Origin of the sequence: Thermoleptolyngbya sp. M55_K2018_002, assembly GCF_015295965.1 — a bacterium.
Taxonomy (GTDB): domain Bacteria; phylum Cyanobacteriota; class Cyanobacteriia; order Elainellales; family Elainellaceae; genus Thermoleptolyngbya; species Thermoleptolyngbya sichuanensis.
In genome coordinates, this window is sequence record NZ_DVEA01000151.1 from 1 (window position 1) to 15,404 (window position 15,404).

Below are 15,404 nucleotides of genomic sequence, written 5' to 3' on the forward strand. Positions count from 1 at the left end.
GCCGGAGCCGCACCGCCCAAGTTAATTGCGTCGATCATCAGGCGAGTCAAATCCTGGCGGTGGCCCTGCTTTTTGCGGGTTTTCTTCTTAGGGCGCATTTTGTAGACGATGATCTTGCGGGCCCGCAGGTGGCGCATTACGGTTGCTTCGACGGTTGCTCCAGCCACCAGCGGCTGCCCCACCGAAATTTCGCCATCATTTTCCACAAACAGCACCCGATCCAGGGTGACTTTCTCGTTTTCACCCACATCCAGGCGGTTTACATCGTAGAACCGACCCGGCTCTACCCGCAGTTGGGTTCCACTCGTTTCGACAATTGCGTAGGTCATTTTCGTTAAAGCGATCGCCGTACAGGCCGCGCCAGAGAAAGCCGCTAATCAGCAATGCCCCGTCGCTGTTTAGAACCTGATCCGAGCGCATAAACAACAGTTAACTATTCTCGCTAAGAATCTGCCAAAGTGTCAAGTTCGCTTTCATTTCGGCAGGGGATCTATAGTAATTGAGTAATGCTGTGCGACGAATCGCGTCTGAGCGTGACAGCGCTATGAATGCTGGCAATTTCATCTATCGCGGCTTAAAAATCGCCTTGATTCAACTTATAAAACTGCATTTGGTTAAAATGCATCTGGGCTGGGCGGCGGGATCGGCGCTAGTCGTGCCGCTGTGGTCGATGCCGATTTTGCCTGTGGAGGCCCATGAAATTGGGGCGATCGCCACCCTACCGCCTCTAGTGCCGCTCCTGTCTACGGTCAGCCTGCCGCCCGCGTCGGCAGATCCTTTGCCAGATTCACCGCAGTATTTACCGAATTTTCCCTCTTTCAATAGTCAACGGCTCGATCACCAGATTCGGCTCTATTCGCACTATGTCATGACCGAGGGCACACCCGACGTGCTGATTATCGGCAGTTCGCGGGCGTTGCAGGGCATCGATCCGGCGGTGTTGCGGCAGGCGCTTGCAGAACGGGGGCGACCTAACCTGCGGATTTACAATTTCAGCATCAACGGCGCGACGGCTCGTGTCATGGATCTGGTCGTTCGGCAAGTGCTGCCGCCCGATCGCTTGCCCCGGCTGATTATCTGGGCGGACGGGCTGCGAGCGTTTAACAGCGCCAAGGCAGATGTCACGTTTAACGGCATTGCGTCTTCAGCGGGCTATCGCCAGTTGGCGGCGCGTGTGCGGACGATTCCACCGGAGCCTGTGCCCCTGTCGCAGGCGATCGCCGAGCAGCCGCCCGAAATTTGCCTGGAGATTCCGCCAATTCCGGTGCTGGCAAAGCCTGTGGGCAACCCAGCGGCCCCTGGCGCAACGGCGCAAGCATCGATCCCCGCCCCCACAGACGCGCGATCGCCCGCTGCAACCACGGGGCAAGTCACGGGGCAAATTTCTGGGGGCGATCGCAAAGAAGAAAAAGGTCAAACGCCTCACCTAGAGCCTGTTCTATCCTCCTCTATAGATTGGTCGAATCCCGACGCGGCGAACTTTTTCTTGGATCTTCAGTCCACGCTGACACCGTTGCAGATGGTTCCTGATCTGACCGCTCCACAGCAGGCGTTTCCGGGGGATGCGCTGCTGGCGGAGTCGCCCGTCTGTCTGTCGTTTCTCGATCCGACGCTGCCCGCGCCGAGCCAAGTAGCCTCGGTGGTGGTGTTGCCCGATGTGCCTGCAAATTCGGGATTGCGGGCGGATGGCTTCGAGGCGATCGCCACCCAGTTCAACCCCGCCACGTATTACCGCCAGTTTCCCCGCGTTGCTGGCCAATACGACAGCAACTACACGCCGTTTCAGCTTACTGGCTCCCAGACCCAGGCGACGGTGGCGCTGGCCAGCTATGTGCGCGATCGCCAGATTCCCCTCGTATTCGTCAGCCTGCCGCTGACTCAGGACTACCTCGATCCGCTGCGTCGTCGCCGCGAGCAGCAGTTTCGCCAGCATATGCAGCAGATCGCCACCCAGCAGCGGTTTCTCTTCCGCGACCTGAGCCTGCTCTGGCCCACGCGCAATCAATACTTCGCCGACCCCAGCCACCTGAATCAAGACGGTGCCGCAGCGGTCGCTCGTCACTTGGCCCAAGATCCGAATATTCCCTGGCCATCGCCCCGTCTGTGATCTGAGAATTGTGTCTGGCTCTCAGCAGTTTGCCTGACTTGCAAAGCCCGGATGTATGAAGCAATGTCCCCAAGGGCGATCGCCTTCTGTAAATTTCGGGTGGAGGAGGGCGATCGCCCCTGTTGCCATCTCCGGGAAACCGGGCACACTAGACTTAGAGATCCGTGACAGCCGAACTGCAAAATTCGCAATCCTACTGGGTAATCCTACTGGTTTCTCATGACACAGGTTCAGGAAATCTAGAGCCTGAATCCGCTCAAACTCTGTTCAAACTCTCTGGTTCCAGGATGTTAGACCCAACTGATTTGGTCTAGCGTACATTGCATCCTTAGAGATGCACCTTTGAAAGTGCGTCAAAGTGCATCTTTGAAGATAACCCCCACAATTCTGCAATACACGCCATGCCCCAACATCAAACGCTTTTATCCAGTGTCAAACCCAGTGTTAAACCCAGCGTCAAACAGCCAGCCGCAGTGTATCTGGCAGAGTTTGCCTACTTGGGCACAACCGAGCTAGCCGATGAACTGCTCATTCAAGCTGAATCTGCTAAGCAAGCAAGACGTTTCGCAAAAGAATACGCCGCCCATTGGGGCATTGAGTTATTTGCGATTACCCAAGCAACTAAGCAGCAAGTCCGCCTGTATCGACTGCTGGGCAGATCCGTTTTGCTGAGTGCAGCCTGAAGACGATTCGTGCATCAAGATTGGGGCATCAGCGGGCATCAGATCAGGCATGAGATAGGGCGCATTAGATAGCGCGGCGATCGCCTCGCAATAATGGCAATGGAAATGCGGCAAATGAATTAGAGAAACCTCATCTGCCGCACTAATAGAAACGATCCTAGGGACGACTGAGCGAAGGGCATTGAGCAAGGCATACCTGACGAACCCCCGCTCGTCAACCCTTGATCACATCGACCTTTGATCAACCGGAGTATGCAATCGAAGTGTGAATAGAAAGTGCCTGACCTAACTGCCTGACGATCCGAAATCTTGGGTAGAGGACTCACGGTCAGGAAGTTCGGTGTCAGGAAACTCTGATTGATTAACCTGAGGCTACTCTTCAACTACGCCGTCTTCATCGATTTGCTTTAGGCGAATATGCTTTCGCCCAAGAGAAATCTCAAACTCGTCTCCGGGCTGCAAATTCATCTGCTTGGTGTAGGCAGAGCCAATCAGCAAGTTTCCGTTAGACTGCACCGTAATGCGATAGCTGGCGCTGCGTCCGCCGCGACCATTTGTCGCAGATTTGCTGTCTAGCTCGATTCCCTCAGCATCAATCAACGCATTCAGGAATTTCATCATATTGACCCGCTCTACACCATTTTTAGTAACGGTATAGTATCCGCACTCCCTAGCCTTCTCTTCCTTGGTAAGGTTTTCCAGTTGCTTCACCTTAGCCAACAGAGATTCTCCTGTCAGTGGCTCGATCTTCTTTTTTCTACTCATTCACTTAAACTCTAAAACGAGCGATTTAGAAACATTGCGCCTTGCCTGGCCGAAGACCCCATTCATCTGGAACTTCTACTCAGGACATTGCTCTAGCTTTTGACTTCACAGCGTTTGCTGGCTAGCTGAAGCATACCCTCTATGCCTTGTGCAAGGATCATGATAATTCACACCTTCACTTGCTTTAGACCTGCCTCAGAAACGCTGTAGCTTGCCCCCATGTTACAACGAGATAGATAAAGCCATACATTTTTCTAAGCAGCGTTCGAGAAAGCTCATTTCACTCTGGCGCTAGAGCGATTTCACCTTCTGATCGCGGCTAAATGTTTAGCCAAACCATTGCTTGTTAGCATTTGTCCATATAGATGAGCCATTCATTAACCCATCTATATAGACGATGAGTTTATATCAAATAACGAGTTTGGAACCAACTTTTTTGACAGGGCTTGTGGGCAAATTGAATGCAACCCGTTTGGTCATCTTCAGGAGGATCGTGGGCAGCCTGGGGGTTGCAATCAGAAACCTGCTTGAGATCGGTGCATCAAGATAGCTTCTGAGGCAGATATCTCCGCTTACTTGCATGACTGACTGGCTGAACGGAATCGACTGGCTTGATGAGCGGAGTCACTGCTAGCAATCTCTGCGCGAAGGTGCATCCCACTTTTGTAACCCTCACCCTCAATCCCCTCCCAAAGCGAGAGAGGGACTTCCAATCCAGTTCCCCTTCTTCCCAAAAGGGAGGAGGGGCTGGGGGATGAGGGCAAACTTGCAGAACTGGGATGCGTCCCAGCGCGATCGCCCGCTTCTCTACCTCAGGACAAACGCATACTCAGGACGCGAGGAGGTGAGGGAGGAATCGTCCCATGCAGCACGGTTAATATCCAGGGGTTTGGCAATTCTTCATAGAACTACGCCAAAACCGGAGCCTGCCAGATAGAATCAGGTCAGTGCAACAGCAGTTAGGATTCTTTAGTTAGGATTCTTTGTCAGGCTCTTTTTTGTAGAACTCTTTGTCAGACTTTATATTGTCAGATTATTGTCAGACTTTGATATTGTCGGACTCTTTGTTGAACCGTGGGGGAGGAGGCAGCGTGGACGAGCTAAGGGCAGCGTTGGAACTGGCGACCGAAGAGGAATTGGAAGTGCTGACCGAGATCCTGTTCTGCCGCAAGCTAAACCCGCTGGACTATGTGTATACGCCCGACCCCGTGGCGGTGTGTAGCCAGGAGCGCGATCGCTGGCTGAGCGATTTGGAGCAGCGCTTTCGGTTTTTGGCGGCGGACGGGATAACGGTGTTGCAGGGCAAGACGCGCCACGTCACCTATCGCCAGGTCTTGATCCAGATTTGCCGCTATTTGCGAATTCCCTATTCCCTCAGCCTGTCCACCGCAGAGCTAGAAGCGGAGATTTTTCTGACGTTGCTCCAGCGGGCGTGGCAGCAGTTGCCCCCGGCTGAGCAGCGGGTATTAAACAGCGAATTGCAGGAGTCGCTGTCCCATTCTGAGCTAACTCGCCAACTTCCGCCGTCGCTGCAAACCAACCCATCCAGCCTGCTGATGAAGGGCGGTAGTGCGCTGGCGCTGAGTGCGGTGGTGCGGCCGTGGCTGCTGCAAATGATGGCGCGTCAGTTTGCGCTGCACGCGGCGACCTACCAAGCAGCAAAACAGGCCGGCGGGGCGATCGCCAATCAGGTTGCGGTGCGGGCCGCATATCGCGGCATGGCCGCTAGCGCTGCTCGATATGGGGCTGTGCGCTCGGTGCTGGCGGTGCTGGGGCCGGCGCTGTGGGCCTGGTTCTTTGCAGATTTGGGCTGGCGGGCGATCGCCACCAACTATGCCCGCGTCATCCCTGTCGTCTTTACCCTGGCTCAAATCCGCCTGATTCGTGCCGCCCAATGCCCCGCCTAGACCCGCCCCTCCCCGTTAAGAGACCTAGTTAGTTATCTAAGCCATCTAAGCCATCTAAGCCATAAAGCCATCATGTTGACCCTGGAAGGAACTGTTGAAAAATCTACCCTTGGCATGGGCGCGTGGGCGCTGAAGACCGAGCAGGGCACCTATGAAATCATGAAAAACGCGCCAGAGGGCTTGCTGAAGGCAGGTCAGCAGGTGCGCGTGACGGGCAAGGTTCGCGACGATGTGATGTCGATTGCCATGATTGGCCCGGTTTTGGAGGTGAGTGGGTTTGAGGTGATGGGATCTTGAGGTGATAGGATCTTGAGGGCATGGGATCGTAGCAGGATTGCCGGAGGACGCGGCTTTCTGGTTCTACCCCCTTCCGTTCATAGGCCCTAGCTCCGGAATCCTGGCTGCTTTTTGTGTAGTTAGTAAATATTCTCATGTGATATCGGATAGAGATATCATATGAGCGATCGCCCTTTAGATTTACTGCTATGCTCCAGCCTCCTCCGGTTGCATCTCCCTCCCGGTCTACCCCTCCTGAAAAGTCGGTTTATCGTTTCAAAACTGGGTCGCGTCTGATCTTAACTTCGGGCGCATTGGCGCTGCTGAGTTTGGGCGGGTGGGCGGTGTATGCCTGGGTGACCAGTCGGGGGCCCGAGCCAGTAGCGGTGCGCCTGTTGACGATAGAGCGGGATACGGTAGAAACCGTCATTAACGAAAGCGGCACGCTGGAGCTGGGCGGGCAGCAAACTTTGCTGTCGCCGCTGGAAGGGGCAGTAGAGCAGGTGCTGGTGGCTCCGGGCGATCGCATCGAGCAGGGGCAAACGCTGATCGTGCTGCGGAATCCCGATCGCCAAACGGCCCTGCTAGAGCAGGAATTGCAAGCTGCAAAGCAGGCGGAAACCCTGGCCCGCAGCCAGATGCAGATTGACGAAGCCAGGGCACAACTGAGCGCCGATCAGGAGCAATTGACGACGCTGCAAGGGCTGGCCAACGCAGGCGCAATTTCGCGGGAACGGGTGCAGCAGCAGGCTACAGAGGTGCGGCGATCGCTGGCAGCGCTGCGGGATGCAGAGACGGCCGTAAAGACGGCTCGATTAGAACTCCAGAGTTTGCAGTTGCAGCAGCGACGCACCCAGCAGGAACTTCAGGACACCATCATTACGGCACCGAGGGACGGCGTGGTGCTGGGGCTGAGCGTGAAAGACGGGGACGGCGTAGAGCGCCGGACGGAGTTGCTGACGCTGGGCGATCCGCGCCAGGAATTGGTGAAGTTGCAGCTTTCCACTTTGAATGCGGCGCAGGTGCGACCCGGACAAACGGCGCGGGTAACGGTGATTGGGCCCGACCCAACGGTGTATCTGGGGCGCGTGGTGGAGTTATATCCGCAGGCGATCGCCTCTGAGTCTGGTGAGTCCCAATCTGCCCAGACCACCGTGCCGACGACGATTCGCCTCGATCGCCCAACAGGAAGGCTGATTCCTGGCAGTTCGGTCAATGTGGAACTGGTGCTACAACAGCGCCAGAATGCCGTGACGCTGGAGATCGAGGCGTTGCAGCGCAATGGCGCAAATTCGTTTGTCTGGCTGATGGACGGCAACGGGCGGGCCCAGCAGCAGCCCGTGGAACTGGGGCTGGAGGGACTGACGGAGGTAGAAGTGACGAGGGGATTGCGGCCGGGCGATCGCGTCATTGTGCCGCCGCCAGACGTGCTGCTGACTCCGGGAATGCCCGTTGTGCCTGCAAACTCGTTAGACGCATCTGGCGGCAACGCGGAACCAGAATCGACGGAGGACGAACCGTGAGCCTTGCGCCAGGAGATTTGTTGATGCTGACCTGGCGATCGCTGCGCGGCAACCCTGTGCGATCGCTCCTGACGACCCTGGGCACGCTGATGGGTGTTGCTGCCGTTAGCGCCACGCTAAACGTCGGCGACATTAGCCGCGCCGTGATTGCCCGCCGCCTAGCCGACCAGGAAGCTCCCCAGGTGACGGCGATTCCAGAGTGGATGGGCGGCAATGATTGGGTGTCGCTTCAGCAGAGCGATATTGCCTACTTGCAGCAGCGCTTGCCTCAGGCGGCCGTGGTCAGCGGGCTAAAGTGGGATGGGCCGAGAGAGGCGCTATTCCGCGATCGCCGCGCCCGGCCCAGCTTCGTTGCAGTAGACACCGACTATCTCCGCAGTTCCGGCAATCGGTTGCAGGTGGGGCGATTTTTTACGTCCGCCGATCTGGCGGCTTACCGTCCGGTTGCCGTGATCGATCAGATGTTAGCAGCATCCCTGTTTCAAGACACCCCGGCGGTCGGAGAGCAGGTTTATGTGAATCGTCAGCCGTTTACTGTAGTCGGCGTAATCCACCGCAAGGTTAATCCCGAAAGCACGAATCGAGACGGTCTGTTATTGGTATCGCTATCGTTCTATAGTGCGCTCACGGGCGATCGCGGCATGGATGCCGTGCGCGTTCGTCCCAAGCAGCTTGACCAGATCAAACCGCTGGAAGATCAGGTAAAGACGCTGATGCAACAGCGCTACGGGGGGCATCGATTTTACACCTGGAATAACGTTGAAGAGATCTTGCAGCAGCAAGACATGCTGAAGCTGACTTCCCGGGCCCTGGCGGCCGTCGGCGCAATTTCGCTGCTGGTGGGCGGGGTTGGCATTGCCAATATCATGATTGCCGCCGTAACTGAGCGCACATCGGAAATTGGCATCCGCCGTGCCATTGGCGCAACCCAGCAGGAGATTCTGGTGCAGTTTGTGCTGGAAGCAGTGCTGCTGAGTTCGATGGGGGGACTGGTGGCGATCGCCTCGGTTCACGGACTCACGCTACTCGTCGCCCAACAGTTTGACCTGCCCTACCAATTCAACCCCCGCACTACTACGGTAGCCATGAGTTCTGCCCTGCTCGTTGGCATCGGAGCTAGTCTGTTCCCTGCTCTCCGCGCCAGCCGCCTCGACCCGGTAGCCGCGCTCAAGGAATAAGCAGTTGGGCATTCAGGCTAAAATCTAAAATCTAAAAGCCAAAATCTAAAATCTAAAATTCCAAAATGCGTCTTTTTCTCATCGCGCTGCTGTCTTTTTTACTGGTTTTTAGCCCGTCACTTCCCGTTCACGCCGCTGATCTAAAGACGGGTGCAGCCGTGTTCGAGGTTCACTGCGCGGGCTGTCATGTCAACGGGGGCAATATCATTCGGCGCGGCAAGAATCTGAAACAGCCCGCGCTGGAAAAGAACGGCTATGCCACGGTGGAGGCGATCGCCCAAATTGTCGCCAACGGCAAGGCGAATATGTCTGCCTACAAAGACAAGCTGACTGCCCAAGAAATCAAGTCCGTCGCCGCCTACGTCCTCGATCGCGCCGCCGCTGGGTGGAAATCCTGAGCGTTCCAAAATTTTGACCTGAAACCCCGCCCCTCCAAAACCTGTCAGGACGGGCACTCTTGCAATAAGTTTCCTGGGTTTTGAACGATTTCTCGCGGGCCGCGCCCGCGAGAAATCGTTCAACTGCGTAAGTCCTAACCTGCGATATCCTAGGGGTGATGTCCGATTTCAACGTTTACGTATGACCCAACGTTCCAATCGAATCTGCATTCTGGGCGGCGGGTTTGGAGGGCTATACACTGCCCTGCGCCTCAGCCAGTTGCCCTGGACAGACGCAAAGCCAGAGATTGTGCTGGTGGATCAGCGCGATCGCTTCCTGTTTTTGCCGCTGCTCTACGAACTGGTGACTGGGGAACTGCAAACCTGGGAAGTGGCCCCACCGTTTTCTGAACTGCTGGCCAACACAGGCATCCAGTTTCGCCAGGGAGCCGTTGCCCACATCGATGTCACCGCGCGTCAGGTTCAGCTTCAGGATGGCGCAACGCTGGACTATGACCGCCTCGTGCTGGCGCTGGGCGGCGAAACGCCCCTGACGATGGCTCCCGGCGTAGCAGAACACGCCATTCCCTTCCGCTCGATTGACGATGCCTATCGGCTGCAAGAGCGGCTGAGAATCCTCGAAGCCTCTCCCGCCGACCGGATTCGTGTGGCCATTGTGGGCGCGGGCTACAGCGGCGTGGAACTGGCCTGCAAGCTGGCAGACCGGCTGGGCGATCGCGGCCGGGTGCGCCTCGTGGAGTTGGGCGACCAGATCTTGAGAAACTCTCCCAGCTTTAACCGCGACGCTGCGACAAAAGCATTGGAAAAGCGCGGAGTCTGGATCGACCTGGAAACCCAGGTGACCGAGGTGACCGCAGACAGCATCTCGCTAGACTATCGCGGCAAAGTGGACACCCTTCCGGTAGACATTGTGATGTGGACGGTGGGCAACAAAGTGCCAGACTTTGTGAAAAGCCTGCCCCTGCCCCAGACCGAGCGCGGGCAACTCCTCGTCACCCCGACCCTGCAAGTGGTAGACTACCCTGAAATCTTTGCGCTGGGTGACCTGGCCGAGATGAAGGATGCCGACGGTCAAAAAGTGCCTGCAACGGCTCAGGCCGCGTTTCAGGCAGCAGACTATACGGGGTGGAACGTGTGGGCTTCTCTGAGCGATCGCCCCCTGTTGCCCTTCCGCTATCAGCACTTAGGTGAGATGCTCTCTCTTGGCACCACAGAAGCCACCCTCACGGGCCTCGGCGTTTCCCTCGACGGCCCCGCCGCGCATCTCTTCCGCCGCCTCGCCTACCTCTATCGGATGCCCACCTTCGACCATCAAATCAAAGTAGGGCTGAACTGGATCACGAAACCGATTCGGGATCTGCTGGCAAGCTGAAGGGGGAAAGGGAAAAAGGAAGAACGAAGAACGAAAAGATAAGAGGGAAGAGCGAAAAAAGATAGAGATTCTGTTCTGTGTTCTTTCCGACTCCTTGCTTTAGCGCCCCTTAGGGCTGCTTCGCTCGTCTCTCCCCAGCGCATTAATCCGCCAACCCCAACCCCCAACTTTCACCTTCCTTCTTCCCTCTTCGTTCTTCGTTCTTCCTCCTTCGTTCTTCCCTCTTCCTTTTTCGTTCTTCCTTCTTCGTTCTTCCTTCTTTCATCCCCCCTTCCCCAATGCCCCTCCCCAAGGTCATTTTCTTTGATGCAGTTGGTACGCTGTTTGGTGTTCGCGGCAGTGTGGGTGCGGTGTATGCCGATCTGGCCAAGCGGTTTGGGGTGACGGTGGATGCAGCGGCGGTGGATCGGGCGTTTTTCAAAAGCTTTAAGGCGGCAACCCCGATGGCGTTTCCAGGAACCGACCCGACGGAGATTCCCGACCGGGAATATGCCTGGTGGTGGGCGATCGCCGCTGAGACATTTCAAGAAGTTGGCGTGCTGAACCAGTTTGCGGATTTTTCTGCTTTCTTCAGTGCGCTTTACGACCACTTCGCTGCCGCAGACCCGTGGTTTGTCTATGCCGACACGCTGGCCACGCTAGGCCAGTGGCGCGATCGCGGTGTGGAACTGGGCGTGTTGTCCAACTTTGACTCCCGGATTCACAGCGTGCTGGAAGCGCTGGATTTGGCCAACTACTTCTCCTCGGTCACGATTTCCACCGAAGCAGGCGTATCCAAGCCAGATGCTCAAATCTTTCAACTGGCGCTGAAAAAGCACGACTGCCCGCCCAATGCCGCATGGCACGTAGGCGACAGTTTCAGAGAAGACTATGAAGGCGCGACGCGGGCGGGGCTACGGGGCATCTGGCTGAAGCGGGAATAGCCCCTCTCCACATGGCTGCATTGCGAGCTGTATGGCTGCTCCATCCAGTCGAAAATCCCAATCGAAAATTCCAAAAATCGCAAATCTAAAACCGAGAATCGCTCTTAGAGGATGTTTGAAAAGCCCTACTGTTTGTAGCAAAGCGTGCAAGATCCCCCTAAATCCCTCTTAAAAAGGGGGACTTTAAGGCGGTTTCCCCCCTTTTTAAGGGGGGCTAGGGGGGATCTCTGAGTGCTTAACATTACAGGCGATACCTTTTCAAACTTAGAACCCTCTCTGCTGGGCAGAGTCTTCGTGTCTCTTGGCAGTGGCAACGGTCGTTGAGTAGGTTTCTACGTCTTTTTGGATAATATCCTCAACTTGGCTGGCGAAGAAGTCGAACGCCTCTTCATGGGTGGGGTATTGTGTGTATAGCCCAGTCAGTTGAGAAAACTGCCAGCCCTGTGTCTTCAGTGACTCTACGCTGCGGCGGTAGTGTCGCCAGCGTTCGCCGTACTTGAAAAATTCCTCGACTGCTGCACAGGCCGCAACCACCGTGCTGATGCCTACCGTAGACCAGCGGATAATGGCATCTGCCCTGCGGTTATCAACGTTATTTAGGCTCACCAGCACTGGCACCAGCACGCCGCCAATAATCGTGGTCAGCCGCAGCCGATAGTAGCGATCGCGTGCCCTGCCGGCCTTGTTCTCCATCCACAGCACCTGATCCAGCCAGCGCGATCGCAGGTAGTGCTGCTGGGCTTCATCTAGCTCCAAGGTGTTAAACAAGCTCCCAAAGTCTTGCTTGAGCTGCTCGCGGTAGGGGTCTTTGCTAGCCATAATGCACCCTGGGTTGTGGAGCTAAAGTCCTCATGAGAGGATTTTACTCGATAAAATCTCGTGAATCGCACAGGACAACTTTTCTGAGCTACGCAGATCAACGGCTTGCATCAGCCCCGATGCCACTAGTTTGCGGGCGCGTTCATCGGTGATTTTTCCAGTCAGCGCATCGGCCAGCGCGTCGGCGGTGCGGCCACTGCCTGCCACAACGAGCAGCGGACGGCCCTGCCCCACATTGTGCGACGCATCACTCCAGGTGACTTCGCCGCCGTTGATCAGCACCGTCAGCGAGGGAAAGCCATCGGACAGGGCGCTGGCCAGTCGAGCGATCCAGGCAGACTCGTCGCCCCAATAGCGACCAGGCACCAGAACAAAATGCGTATGGTTTGGCTCTAGATTGGCGGCATCAGGGTGGGACGCACGTCCCCCTGGCAAAATCGCCATCTGCTCTGGCGCAATGCCAATGAGCGGAAAGCCGCCGTGGGTGCGGCGACGCGCCTGCCCCATCATCCGCATAATGCCCGCATCAGTGCCGCCATCAATCACGGCTGCACCGAGGGTTTCCGCTAGGGGCGCTAAAACTTTTACAAAGAGCGATCGCACTTGCGCCTGATCGTCGCGGCTCAGCTTGCCTGCGCCGCCGACCACCACCAGCACAGGCCGCTTCTTGACTAAGCCCAACTGGTCAAGCACCAGGGGCAACTCGCGATCTGCCTCAGCCCGCAGAACAGCCGCCACAGCGCCATCTTCAAACTGGATATCGAAGCGGTTGTCCATCTTGTACACGCTTGAAATCATCGATGGCAGGCTCCGTGTTTACTATCGCACCTGGGAGTTCAAATGACTCCCTTTATTAATAGTTTTAGAAAACCCGGAAGGATAGAAGCCTCTGAAGATCTACGGAGATGAGGGGTTGAACCCCCTTGGTTGAAAACCTGAGTGGGTGTCTGGAGAGCAGCAGTTGCGCCAGAGAGATGCAAAAGCGACCAGAAGCGACTTCCTCCAGTCACCTACAATAGAGATAAATACTTCTGGGCGATCGCCTCTTCAGATAAAAACGAGTGACAACTATGGAACTGACAACCGACAACGTAGAAAAGGTGCTGGACGAACTGCGCCCTTACCTCATGTCCGATGGCGGCAATGTGGAACTAGTAGAACTGGACGGGCCCATCGTCAAGCTGCGGCTCCAGGGGGCTTGCGGCTCTTGCCCCAGCTCTGCAATGACGCTGAAGATGGGCATCGAGCGCAAGCTGCGCGAAAGCATTCCCGAAATTGTTGAAGTCGAACAGGTGTTGTAACACCTCGAATTAAAACCATAAAAAAATTCTGAAAATTTGCTACACTGCACCGATCCAGGTGTTGGTAGACTCTGAGGCAGGGACGATTCGGGTTCCCTGCCTTTTGCTTTCGAGTCGATTCGCCACCACACATTACCGAACGTTACTAAACTGAACGTTGATATGCCCTACCCTCTCTACGTCGCCTTTATCTGGCATCAGCATCAGCCGCTCTACAAAAGCCGGACTGCCGGACAATATCGTTTGCCCTGGGTGCGATTGCACGGCACAAAGGATTACCTGGATTTGATCCTGATTTTGGAGCAATTTCCCAAGCTCCATCAAACGGTGAACCTGGTGCCTTCGCTGATGATGCAGATCGAAGACTACGTAGCGGGAACGGCGTTTGACCCGTACCTGACGCTGGCGCTATCCCCCGAAGACACTCTCGATCAAGAGCAGAAGCGGTTTATTATCGAGCATTTCTTCGATGGCAACCACCGCACGCTGATTGACCCGCATCCGCGCTACGCCGAACTGTATTATCAGCGGCAGGACAACGGGCGCGAGTGGTGCTTGGAACACTGGAGCTCGCAGGACTATAGCGACCTGCTGGCGTGGCATAACCTGGCGTGGATTGATCCGCTGTTTTGGGGCGATCCAGAGATTTCGCAATGGCTAGAGCAAGGGCGCGGGTTTACCCTGAGCGATCGCCAGCGACTCTATTCCAAGCAAAAGGAAATCCTCAGCCACATTATTCCCCACCACCGCAAGATGCAGGAAACGGGGCAGCTTGAGGTGATCACCACGCCCTACACCCATCCCATCCTGCCTTTGCTGGCGGATACCAATGCGGGTCGGGTGGCCGTGCCCGATATGACCTTGCCCAACTTTCGCTTTCAGTGGCCCGAAGACATTCCCCGCCACCTGGCGCGGGCCAAGCAGATGTATTGGGAACGGTTTGGCTGCAAACCTCGCGGGCTGTGGCCGTCGGAGCAGTCGGTTAGTCCCGCAATTCTGCCGGAGGTGGCGGCGCAGGAGTTTGAATGGCTGGTGTCGGATGAAGCCGTGTTGGGCTGGACGCTGAAGCACTTTTTCCATCGCGACGGGCATGGCAACGTGCTGGAACCGGAAAAACTCTACCGCCCCTATCGCCTGGAAACGCCCAATGGGGATCTCTCGATCGTGTTCCGCGATCACCGCCTGTCTGATCTGATCGGCTTTACCTATGGCGTGATGGAGCCAGACGCGGCCGCAAACGACCTAGTGAGCCATCTGGAGGCGATCGCCCACACGCTGAAATCCCACCAATCCGACGGCAAGACCAGCCTGGAGCAGCCCTGGCTCGTCACCATTGCCCTCGATGGCGAAAACTGCTGGGAATATTACCCGCTCGACGGCAAGCCCTTTTTGGAAGCGCTCTACCAAAAGCTCAGCGACCACAGCGAAATCGAACTCGTCACCGTTGCCGAATTTCTCGACCAATATCCCGCCACAGAAACGCTGCCCGCCGACACGCTCCACAGCGGCTCTTGGGTAGACGGCAACTTCACCACCTGGATCGGCGACCCCGCCAAAAATCGCGCCTGGGATCTGCTGACGCAGGCCCGCGCCGTCCTCGCCGCCCATCCCGAAGCCACCGAAGAAACCAACCCCGAAGCCTGGGAAGCGCTCTACGCCGCCGAAGGATCGGACTGGTTCTGGTGGTTTGGCGAGGGGCACTCCTCCAATCAGGATGCCATGTTTGACCAGTTGTTTCGCGAACACCTGACAGCGCTGTATGTCGCCCTCAACGAGCCTGTGCCACCAGACGTGCGCCGCCCCGTCGAAGATCACGCCCGCGCCCGCAGCCACGGCCCCGACAGCTTCATCAGCCCCATGATTGACGGCCGCGCCGACGAACAGGACTGGGACAAGGCGGGGCGCATCGAGGTCGGCGGCGCACGCGGCACCATGCACCGCAGCAGCAAGGTACAACGCCTCTGGTATGGCGTAGATCATCTGAATTTTTACCTGCGGGTAGACTTTGCCAGCGGTACGCGGATCGGCGTGGACATTCCGCCAGAGCTACACCTGCTGTGGTTCTATCCCAATCGCACGATGCACAATAGCCCTGCACCGCTGGCCGACCTGCCCGACGAAGCACCGATGAACTATCTGTTCCACCATCATT

15 protein-coding genes are annotated in these 15,404 nt (G+C 56.6%); 11 read left to right on the top strand and 4 right to left on the bottom strand.

The genetic code is table 11. From position 1 onward, the window contains the following. A partial coding sequence (gene rplU, locus IGS51_RS07400) for a 50S ribosomal protein L21 (protein WP_297077632.1) occupies positions 1-329 on the bottom strand: 329 nt, incomplete at its 3' end. 215 nt (positions 330-544) lie between these two features. Here rplU and IGS51_RS07405 point away from each other — a divergent pair. Further along, the gene (locus tag IGS51_RS07405) at positions 545-2,107 is read left to right on the top strand and encodes a hypothetical protein (RefSeq protein WP_297077634.1); all 1,563 of its coding nucleotides are present in this window, start codon (positions 545-547) and stop codon (positions 2,105-2,107) included. A 401-nt stretch (positions 2,108-2,508) separates the two neighbouring features. After that, positions 2,509-2,790: a hypothetical protein gene (locus IGS51_RS07410; protein ID WP_172357649.1), complete on the top strand. Its 282-nt coding sequence runs from the start codon at positions 2,509-2,511 to the stop codon at positions 2,788-2,790. Positions 2,791-3,162: 372 nt separating this feature from the next. On the opposite strand, the gene IGS51_RS07415 is transcribed toward IGS51_RS07410, so the two are convergent. Continuing rightward, complete coding sequence (locus tag IGS51_RS07415) at positions 3,163-3,555, bottom strand: AbrB family transcriptional regulator (RefSeq protein WP_172357651.1); 393 nt, start codon at positions 3,553-3,555, stop codon at positions 3,163-3,165. Positions 3,556-4,646: 1,091 nt separating this feature from the next. On the opposite strand from IGS51_RS07415, the gene IGS51_RS07420 reads away from it, so the two are divergent. The 7 genes from IGS51_RS07420 to IGS51_RS07450 all read left to right on the top strand — a co-directional run bounded on the left by IGS51_RS07420 (position 4,647) and on the right by IGS51_RS07450 (position 11,132). Continuing rightward, complete coding sequence (locus IGS51_RS07420; RefSeq protein ID WP_297077636.1) at positions 4,647-5,462, top strand: hypothetical protein; 816 nt, start codon at positions 4,647-4,649, stop codon at positions 5,460-5,462. A 69-nt stretch (positions 5,463-5,531) separates the two neighbouring features. Then, entirely contained in the window at positions 5,532-5,759 is a 228-nt protein-coding gene (locus IGS51_RS07425) for a hypothetical protein (protein WP_172359010.1), read from the top strand. A gap of 188 nt (positions 5,760-5,947) precedes the next feature. Beyond that, the gene (locus tag IGS51_RS07430; protein ID WP_297077639.1) at positions 5,948-7,261 is read left to right on the top strand and encodes an efflux RND transporter periplasmic adaptor subunit; all 1,314 of its coding nucleotides are present in this window, start codon (positions 5,948-5,950) and stop codon (positions 7,259-7,261) included. Continuing rightward, positions 7,258-8,439, top strand: a complete 1,182-nt coding sequence (locus tag IGS51_RS07435; RefSeq protein WP_297077641.1) for an ABC transporter permease — start codon at positions 7,258-7,260, stop codon at positions 8,437-8,439. The genes IGS51_RS07430 and IGS51_RS07435 overlap by 4 nt, the downstream gene beginning before the upstream one ends. Positions 8,440-8,504: 65 nt before the next feature. Then, positions 8,505-8,837, top strand: a complete 333-nt coding sequence (locus IGS51_RS07440) for a c-type cytochrome (RefSeq protein ID WP_297077643.1) — start codon at positions 8,505-8,507, stop codon at positions 8,835-8,837. A gap of 181 nt (positions 8,838-9,018) precedes the next feature. Then, the gene (locus IGS51_RS07445; protein WP_297077646.1) at positions 9,019-10,209 is read left to right on the top strand and encodes an NAD(P)/FAD-dependent oxidoreductase; all 1,191 of its coding nucleotides are present in this window, start codon (positions 9,019-9,021) and stop codon (positions 10,207-10,209) included. 278 nt (positions 10,210-10,487) lie between these two features. Continuing rightward, on the top strand, positions 10,488-11,132 hold the full coding sequence (locus tag IGS51_RS07450) for an HAD-IA family hydrolase (protein WP_297077648.1): 645 nt from the start codon (positions 10,488-10,490) through the stop codon (positions 11,130-11,132). 264 nt (positions 11,133-11,396) lie between these two features. Here the strand turns inward: IGS51_RS07450 and IGS51_RS07455 are convergent, their stop codons facing one another. Together IGS51_RS07455 and IGS51_RS07460 are read right to left on the bottom strand one after the other, a co-directional pair. Beyond that, positions 11,397-11,951: a DUF4231 domain-containing protein gene (locus IGS51_RS07455; RefSeq protein ID WP_172357663.1), complete on the bottom strand. Its 555-nt coding sequence runs from the start codon at positions 11,949-11,951 to the stop codon at positions 11,397-11,399. 30 nt (positions 11,952-11,981) lie between these two features. Continuing rightward, positions 11,982-12,749, bottom strand: coding sequence for a hypothetical protein (locus IGS51_RS07460; protein WP_297077650.1), 768 nt, complete (start codon positions 12,747-12,749; stop codon positions 11,982-11,984). A 272-nt stretch (positions 12,750-13,021) separates the two neighbouring features. Between IGS51_RS07460 and IGS51_RS07465 the strand changes: the two genes are divergently transcribed. Together IGS51_RS07465 and IGS51_RS07470 are read left to right on the top strand one after the other, a co-directional pair. Continuing rightward, positions 13,022-13,252, top strand: coding sequence for a NifU family protein (locus IGS51_RS07465; RefSeq protein ID WP_068511468.1), 231 nt, complete (start codon positions 13,022-13,024; stop codon positions 13,250-13,252). Positions 13,253-13,414: 162 nt separating this feature from the next. After that, the coding region (locus IGS51_RS07470; protein WP_297077653.1) for a glycoside hydrolase at positions 13,415-15,404 on the top strand (1,990 nt) is incomplete at its 3' end.

Bases quoted from the DNA above. Each gene is read 5' to 3' on its own strand.
- IGS51_RS07405 (WP_297077634.1), top strand. From the start codon at position 545: ATGAATGCTGGCAATTTCATCTATCGCGGCTTAAAAATCGCCTTGATT.
- IGS51_RS07410 (WP_172357649.1), top strand. From the start codon at position 2,509: ATGCCCCAACATCAAACGCTTTTATCCAGTGTCAAACCCAGTGTTAAA.
- IGS51_RS07415 (WP_172357651.1), bottom strand. From the start codon at position 3,555: ATGAGTAGAAAAAAGAAGATCGAGCCACTGACAGGAGAATCTCTGTTG.
- IGS51_RS07430 (WP_297077639.1), top strand. From the start codon at position 5,948: ATGCTCCAGCCTCCTCCGGTTGCATCTCCCTCCCGGTCTACCCCTCCT.
- IGS51_RS07440 (WP_297077643.1), top strand. From the start codon at position 8,505: ATGCGTCTTTTTCTCATCGCGCTGCTGTCTTTTTTACTGGTTTTTAGC.
- IGS51_RS07445 (WP_297077646.1), top strand. From the start codon at position 9,019: ATGACCCAACGTTCCAATCGAATCTGCATTCTGGGCGGCGGGTTTGGA.
- IGS51_RS07450 (WP_297077648.1), top strand. From the start codon at position 10,488: ATGCCCCTCCCCAAGGTCATTTTCTTTGATGCAGTTGGTACGCTGTTT.
- IGS51_RS07455 (WP_172357663.1), bottom strand. From the start codon at position 11,951: ATGGCTAGCAAAGACCCCTACCGCGAGCAGCTCAAGCAAGACTTTGGG.
- IGS51_RS07460 (WP_297077650.1), bottom strand. From the start codon at position 12,749: ATGATTTCAAGCGTGTACAAGATGGACAACCGCTTCGATATCCAGTTT.
- IGS51_RS07465 (WP_068511468.1), top strand. From the start codon at position 13,022: ATGGAACTGACAACCGACAACGTAGAAAAGGTGCTGGACGAACTGCGC.